At 70.6% G+C, this 6,000-nt stretch carries 4 protein-coding genes; 1 reads left to right on the top strand and 3 read right to left on the bottom strand.

Annotated features, from left to right (window positions below; all coding sequences use genetic code 11):
- Nucleotides 1–92: 92 nt before the first annotated feature.
- Genes M1L60_RS32390 through moaC form a run of 3 tightly spaced genes read right to left on the bottom strand, consistent with a single transcriptional unit; the run spans nt 93 to nt 2,302 of the window.
- Nucleotides 93–1,304, bottom strand: coding sequence for a molybdopterin molybdotransferase MoeA (locus M1L60_RS32390; protein ID WP_253241358.1), 1,212 nt, complete (start codon nt 1,302–1,304; stop codon nt 93–95).
- Between the two features lie 15 nt (nt 1,305–1,319).
- Complete coding sequence (locus M1L60_RS32385) at nt 1,320–1,814, bottom strand: MogA/MoaB family molybdenum cofactor biosynthesis protein (RefSeq protein WP_253241355.1); 495 nt, start codon at nt 1,812–1,814, stop codon at nt 1,320–1,322.
- The gene (gene moaC / locus M1L60_RS32380) at nt 1,811–2,302 is read right to left on the bottom strand and encodes a cyclic pyranopterin monophosphate synthase MoaC (protein ID WP_253241354.1); all 492 of its coding nucleotides are present in this window, start codon (nt 2,300–2,302) and stop codon (nt 1,811–1,813) included. The genes M1L60_RS32385 and moaC overlap by 4 nt, the downstream gene beginning before the upstream one ends.
- A 516-nt stretch (nt 2,303–2,818) precedes the next feature.
- Between moaC and M1L60_RS32375 the strand changes: the two genes are divergently transcribed.
- On the top strand, nt 2,819–5,350 hold the full coding sequence (locus tag M1L60_RS32375; RefSeq protein ID WP_253241353.1) for a putative bifunctional diguanylate cyclase/phosphodiesterase: 2,532 nt from the start codon (nt 2,819–2,821) through the stop codon (nt 5,348–5,350).
- The last annotated feature ends 650 nt before the right edge of the window (nt 5,351–6,000 follow it).

The raw sequence follows: 6,000 nt of genomic DNA, 5'->3' as shown, positions 1-6,000 counted from the left end.
CCGGTCACGAGTGCGGTGGCGATCACGGGCGCTCCCCGGTCACGAGTGCGGTGGCGATCACGGGCGCTCCCCGGTCACGAGTGCGGTGGCGATCACGGGCGCTCCCCGGTCAGCAGGGGCAGGGGCAGGAACGGCAGCAGGTCGCCGGCCGCGGCCTCGGTGCCCGGGCGGACGACGAGGAAGCCGTGCGCGTTCGACAGGCCGCGCAGCATCGCCGAGCCGACGTGGCCGACCGGGGTCGCCGACCGTCCATCGTGGCCGAGCCGGGCCAGCGCGAGGTGGGTGTCGCCGCCGCGACCGCGCACCTTGTCCGTGGTCTCGACCGTGGGCAGGACCGGAGCCGGGCGGCCCTGCAGACCGGCCAGCAGCGGGGCGACCAGCGTGATCAGCGCGATCACGGCGGACTGCGGATTGCCCGGCAGGCCGGCCAGGAAGCGCGGCCGCCCGTCGGGACCGGGCACGCGGGCCAGCAGCATCGGGAAGCCGGGCCGGACGGCGACGGTGTTGACGAGGTACTCGGCGCCCAGCTCGGTCAGGGCCGGGTGCAGGTGGTCGACCGGGCCGTGCATCGTGCCGCCGGTCGTGCAGACCAGATCGGCCTCGGCCAGCGCACCACGGACCGCGGACAGGTGCGCCTCGAGGGTGTCCTGCACCGGACCGGCGACGGCCGACGGGTCGACGGTCGCGCCGTACCGCCGCAGCCAGCCCGGCACCTGAGGACCGAGCGAGTCGCGGACCCGACCCGCGCCCGGGATGCCGCCGGTGAGCAGTTCGTCGCCGAACACCAGCAGCCCGGCCCGCGGCCGGCGATGGACGCTGAGCGACTCGTAGCCGCACGTGGCGGCGACACCGATCACAGCCGGGTCGACCGCCGAGCCGACCGGCAGCAGTTCCTCGTCCTTGGTCGCCTCTTCGCCGGGCAGGCGCCACTCCGGCACGGGACCCACACGGGGCTCCCCGAGCACCCGGCCGTCACCGTCGCGAGTGGACGCCTCGATGCGGACCAGCGCGTCGGCGCCGGCCGGCACCATCGCACCGGTGGCGATCTCGACGCAGGTGCCGTCCTCGGTCAGCGGCGGGGCCACGCCCCCGGCCAGCACCCGGCCCACCGGGCGCCATGGCTTCGGGCCGCGCACGGCCCAGCCGTCGATGCTCGAGGTGGGAAACGCGGGCAGGTCGGTCAGGGCCCGCAGCGGCTCGGCCAGCGTGCGGCCGTCGGCGTCGGGCAACGCGACCGGTTCGCCCGGGCCGATCGCCGCCCGGCCCGCCTCGTAGGCCAGCCGGCGTGCCTCTTCCCAGTCGATACTCACCGGCTGAGCCTATCCAGCCGCGCCCGGCGAAGGGTGATCGCCGCCGTTGATCTGGTCGACCGTGTGCCGGAGCAACGGACCGAGGACGGCCAGACCGTCCTTGGCCCCGCCGGTCGAGCCGGGCAGGTTGACGATCAGGGTGCGCCCGGCGACGCCCGCCAGCCCGCGGGAGAGCGCGGCCGCGGGCACCTTGTCGCGGCTGTGGGCGCGGATGGCCTCGGCGATGCCCGGGATCTCGAAGTCGAGCAGGCCGCGGGTCGCCTCGGGCGTGCGGTCGGTCGGGGTGACGCCGGTGCCGCCGCTGGTCAGCACGACGTCGACGCCGTCGGCCACGGCCAGGCGCAGCGCGTCGGCCACCGGCTCACCATCGGGTACGACCACCGGCTCGCCGACCGTGCAGCCGAGCTCGCGCAGACCGGCGACCAGGCGCGGGCCGCTCGTGTCGGCGTAGACCCCGGCGGCGGCCCGGTTGCTGGCCACGATCACGCGCGCGGACATGGTCATGGCCGGTCCTCCGGTCGTACCCAATCGCCGGTCTTGCCGCCCTCTTTGCGAAGCACCCGAACCGACTCGATGCTCGCGGCCGGGTCGACCGCTTTGATCATGTCGATCATCGTGAGCCCGGCCGTCGCCACCGCGGTGAGGGCTTCCATCTCGACACCGGTGCGGTCGGCCGTCTTCGTGGTCGCGGTGATCTCGACCGTGTTCGCCGTCAACTCGAGATCAACCACGACGCCGTGCAAACCGATCGGATGGCAGAGCGGGATGAGATCAGGTGTGCGTTTGGCCCCCATGATCCCGGCGAGCCGGGCCACGGCGAGCGCATCGCCTTTCGGGAGTCCGTCCCCGCGCAACAGGGCGACGACCTCAGGAGTAGTGATCACTCGTCCGGCGGCAACGGCACGGCGGGTGCTGACCGCCTTGGCGGAGACGTCGACCATGCGCGCGGCGCCGGCCTCGTCAACGTGAGTCAGCAGGGATTCGTCGGGCATACCGGGAGTTTATAGAAACAACTCCCGAGATACTCCGCGGCGCAATAGTGGCCTTCTCCTCACGATTCGTTTGCGTGAAATGTTGGCGATCTATGCGCAGGTCAGCGACCATATGGCGGGGCTGGAAAACGGGGAACCTTCACACGATCATTGACAATCCGGAGCGTTAGCCAAACGGCACGCTCCGCGATTTGGACACTGCACCCAAAACGTCGACTCAAGTAGCTAAGAGTCGTATACCCGGGACGCCGTGTAGTCAAATCATGTCGTGTTATCAGTTTCTGCGCAATACGACATGAATCGGTATCAAAATCACTTCTCATTGCATATTGTTCCTCTCGTCGCGACACACAGATCTTGAAAGCTCCAATCTCCGGACCGCTCGATGGTCCACACCGCGAGGAGAAGAACAATGAACGTGCACGACTGGGAGTGAGGTTGGTGCGCAAACGCGCACGCTTGCTTACGCTTGAGCCCGGACCTGCCTCCGAAGCGCTCAGCGACTGGACGACTGCTTTGCCGAATACCCACAGCTCCAACGACGACGCGACCGGTCGGCAGCTCTCGCTGCTCATCGGTCTCGTCGTCGTTCTGGCGGCAGGCGTCGCGGCGGCCGATTTCTGGTTCGCGTTTACCCACCCGCAGCCGGTTCCCCACGTCGGGCTTCTCGCGCTGCTCATCGTCGGCGCGGCCGTCGCCAACCGCGTCAAGGTCTACGTGCGTGTGCGGTCCAGCCACAACGGCACCACCTGGGGCGAGATCCCTACCCTGGTCGGGCTGGCTTTCCTGCCGCACGCGTGGGTCGTCCTGTGCTGCGTGGCCGGCATCGCCATCGTCAAGATCATGGTTCGGGCGGCCCCCCAACGCGCGATCTTCTCGCTGGCCAAGGAAGTGCTGATCATCAGCGCGGCCAGCCTCGTGCTGACCCTGGCCGGCTTCCCGCCGACGCCCCACTCGCCCGGCACCGCCGGCGGCGCCGTTGCACTGGCGTACGTGGCCATGTCGCTGGTCGACGAGGTCGTCTTCATGCCGGTCTTCGCCGTCGCGTCCCGCACGACGATCCTGCAGGCAATCCGGAAAGACCTGGGCGACCGGCTCATCGCGCACGTGGTCCGGCTGGCCACTGTCGTCTACGTCATCGAGATCCTCGCCACGGGAGCCAACCTGCTCCTGCTGGGCTTCGTGCCACTACTTATCGTCTGCCTCCACCTGTGGCATTCGCGCCAGCTGCGTACCAAGGAAGAGCGGCGCTCCTGGCGGGAGCTGGCCAAGACGACCGACGAGCTCAACTCGGTCGAGCTCACCCAGGTGCTGCACGTGGCGGCTACCCAGGGCGCCCGCGTCTTCTCGTCCGACGAGGTCGAGATCGACCTGACCGTGAGCGGGGTCGACCGGGTGGTGCGGGCCCGCGGCAGCGACGTGGTGCACGACGGACCCCGGCCCAGCCGAGACGCCTACGTCACCGAGATCACGTCCGACCTCGAGACCGGCGACCACAGCTACCGCGCCGGGCTACTCACTCTGGGCTTCCACGGCCGGGTCAAGCTCAACGAGTTCGAACAGTACAAGCTCAAGACCTTCTCGGCGGCGCTCTGCACGGCCATCCGCAACGCCACCGCGTATGCCGAACTGCAGCGGCTGAACGAGCAGAACGCGTACGACGCCGCCCACGACCCGCTGACCGGGCTGGCCAACCGGCGCGAGCTCTACGACCACGCCGACCAGCAGTTCCAGGGCCGCTCCGGCGACGGCGTGGCCGCGCTGCTGCTCATCGACCTCAACCACTTCAAAGAGGTCAACGACACCCTCGGGCATGCCGCCGGTGACGCCGTGCTGCGCGAGGTGGCCCGGCGACTGGCCGACGCGGCCGAGCCGGGCGACCTGGTGGCCCGGCTCGGCGGCGACGAGTTCGCGGTGCTGCTCACCAACCTGCCCACCCCGGCCCTGGCCGCCCACCGGGCCAAGACGATGCTCGCCACCCTCGAACAGAGCGTGACGGTCGAGGGCATGCAGATCACCGTCGAGGCCGCGGGCGGCATCGCCCTGGCCCCCGGCAGCGGCGGCGTCAACGAGCTGATGCGTCGCGCCGACATCGCTATGTACCAGGCCAAACGGGCCGGGCTGCCGACCACCACCTACGCCCACGCGCAGGACACGGCCGACGTCAGCCGTCTGGTGCTCGGCGGCGAGTTGCAGCGGGCGGTGGCCGAACACGAGTTCGTGGTCGACTTCCAGCCGATCGTCGACCTGGGCAGCGGCGAGGTCACGGCAGCCGAGGCGCTGGCCCGGTGGCACCACCCCGAACACGGCTACCTGACGCCGATGGAGTTCCTGCAGACGGTGGAACGCTCGGGCCGGCTGCCGGCGTTCGCCGACGCGGTGCTCGACCAGGCACTCGAGGCGTCCGACCTGTGGCGCGAGGCGGGCTTCGACCTGCCGGTGGCGGTGAACGTGTCGCCGCGCAGCCTGCTCGACCCGAGCTTCCCCGAGACGGTGCTGGCCCGCCTGCGCCGGCACGCCGTTCCGGCCGACCGCTTGATCTTCGAGCTGGCCGAGACGCTGACCCTGAGCCAGCTCGACGTGGTGGGCCGCGCCCTCAACGAGCTGAGCGAGGCGGGCGTGCGGCTCGCCCTCGACGACTTCGGCACCGGTGTGACCCCGCTGTCGGTGCTCTCCCACATCCCGGTCCACCAGCTCAAGATCGACCGCGAGTTCGTCGGTGCCGTGCAGACGTCGTCCGAGGCCGCGGCGGTCATCCGCTCCACGGTCGACCTGGCCCGCAGCCTGCACCTGTCGGTGATCGCCGACGGCGTCGAGAGCGAACCGCAGCGGCACGCGCTGTGGAGTCTGGGCTGCGTGGCCGGTCAGGGTCACCTGTTCGCCCGCCCGATGTCGGCCGCCCGCCTGCTGGCCACGATGCAACGCGGAACGGCCGGCCGGCCGGGCACCCTGGCCGCATCACTCCACGACGGTGGCGCAGTCGTCCGCATGTCGCGGCGGCGGTCCGGGGGATCGGGCAGATCCGCTCTGCCACACTTGCCCGCGTGACTGAACCAGGGCAGACGGCGCGCAAACCCGCAGCTGAAGGGCCCGCCTCGCCCTCGGCCGAAAACCCTTCCCCGCGTACGCCGGAGGGCAGCGCCCCCAGCCGGCCGCCCTCAGCGGACAAATCGCCCGAGCCCCCAACCACGGTCACGCCCGAAGTCCCCGCCGGTCCCGGCGCCCAAGTCGGCATGTACGTCGTCGTCAGCGACCTTCCGCTCACTACCAACGGCGCAAAACCCAAAAAAACGTCCCGGATCGCCGCCAAGCCTCTCGCCGCCGGTGAAGCTACGGGCAAGCCCGCAACACCGCCCGCGGAATCTGCTGACGCAACACGGCTTGCGACCCGCAAACCGTCGACACCCCGAACGGCCGCCGAACCTGCTGACGCAACACGGCTTGCGACCCGCAAACCGTCGACACCCCGAACGGCCGCCGAACCTGCCGACACAACACGGCCTGCGACCAGCGAGCCGTCAACGCCCCGACCGCCGGCGGAATCTGCGGACGCAGCACGGCCTGCGACCAGCGAGCCGTCAACGCCCCGAACGGCCGCCGAACCTGCTGGTCAGTCACCTGACCGGCCGCCCGCAGCCTCCAGCTCAGCCACTCCTTCGGCTGCCGAGTCGCCGGTGGGACGGGACGATTCATCAGCA

It is taken from the genome of Paractinoplanes aksuensis, assembly GCF_024137025.1.
In the GTDB taxonomy this organism is placed as follows: Bacteria; Actinomycetota; Actinomycetes; order Mycobacteriales; family Micromonosporaceae; genus Actinoplanes; species Actinoplanes aksuensis.
Note: the sequence above shows the minus strand (reverse complement) of the source record. Positions and strands in the feature narration are given on the sequence as shown.